This window comes from Deinococcus detaillensis, from assembly GCF_007280555.1.
GTDB lineage: Bacteria > Deinococcota > Deinococci > Deinococcales > Deinococcaceae > Deinococcus > Deinococcus detaillensis.
In genome coordinates this window covers 1-1,072 of sequence record NZ_VKDB01000092.1, presented here as the reverse complement: position 1 = coordinate 1,072, position 1,072 = coordinate 1, and the positions used below count along the sequence as shown (strand labels likewise).

The 1,072-nt window shown below is 61.5% G+C and carries 1 pseudogene; it reads left to right on the top strand.

The features are described from left to right. Window positions 1-1,072: pseudogene (locus tag FNU79_RS18990) on the top strand (IS30 family transposase); the annotation flags it as partial.

Sequence of the window (1,072 nt, the reverse complement as noted above, 5' to 3'; positions counted from 1 at the left end):
CCCCTTTCTGGGCGCTGTTTGTCGTTTGCAGAGCGCGAAGAGATCGCACTCTCCCGAGCGCAACAACTCGGCATCCGTGAGATTGCACGCCGACTGGGGCGGGCGGCGTCCACGATTTCACGTGAGGTCCGGCGCAACGCCGCCACCCGTGGCGGCGGTCTAGCCTACCGAGCCACCACCGCACAATGGCACGCTGAACGTGCCGCCCGGCGTCCAAAGCCCGCGAAATTGGCGGTCAACAAGGTGCTGAAAACGTATGTCGAAGATCGTTTGTCAGGTATGTTGGTCTCTGCCACTAGCACGCCGATTCCTGGACCAACAGTGCTTTGGAAAGGCCGCCGTCATGGGCGGCGACAAGATCGTCGCTGGACAACGGCATGGATTCCAGAGCAAATCGCCCAGCGCTTGCGGCTCGACTTCCCAGATGACGCCACCATGCGCATCAGCCACGAGGCCATTTACCAGGTGCTGTATATCGAAGGTCGTGGCGCGTTGCGCCGCGACTTAACTGCCTGCCTCCGGATGGGCCGGACCCTGCGCGTGCCACGGGCACGCCGGTGCAGTCCCGGCAAAACGTTTGTCGTTCCCGAGGTCATGCTCAAGGCGCGCCCAGAGGAAGTGACGAACCGGGAAGTGCCCGGACACTAGGAGGGGGATCTCATCCTCGGGTTGGGCAGCTCATCTATAGGCACACTTGTGGAGCGCACCACGCGCTTCACCCTCTTGCTTCACTTGCCCCGGATGCCGGAACATGGTCTGGAGTCACCGGTGAAGAACGGGCCAGCCCTGGCTGGCCACGGTGCTCAGGCCGTTCGGGAAGCCATTGCCCGGATGATCACCACCGTGCCCCCCCAGCTCCGCCGCTCACTGACTTGGGATCAGGGTGCGGAAATGAGTCAGCATGAACAACTGCACCTGGAAACGGGGGTGGGCATCTATTTCTGCGAACCGCGAAGCCCTTGGCAGAGAGGAACAAACGAAAATACCAATGGCCTCTTACGCCAATACTTTCCGAAAGGCACGGATTTGAGCCTGCACAGCGCAGACGACTTAGAGGCTGTAGCGAAGACGC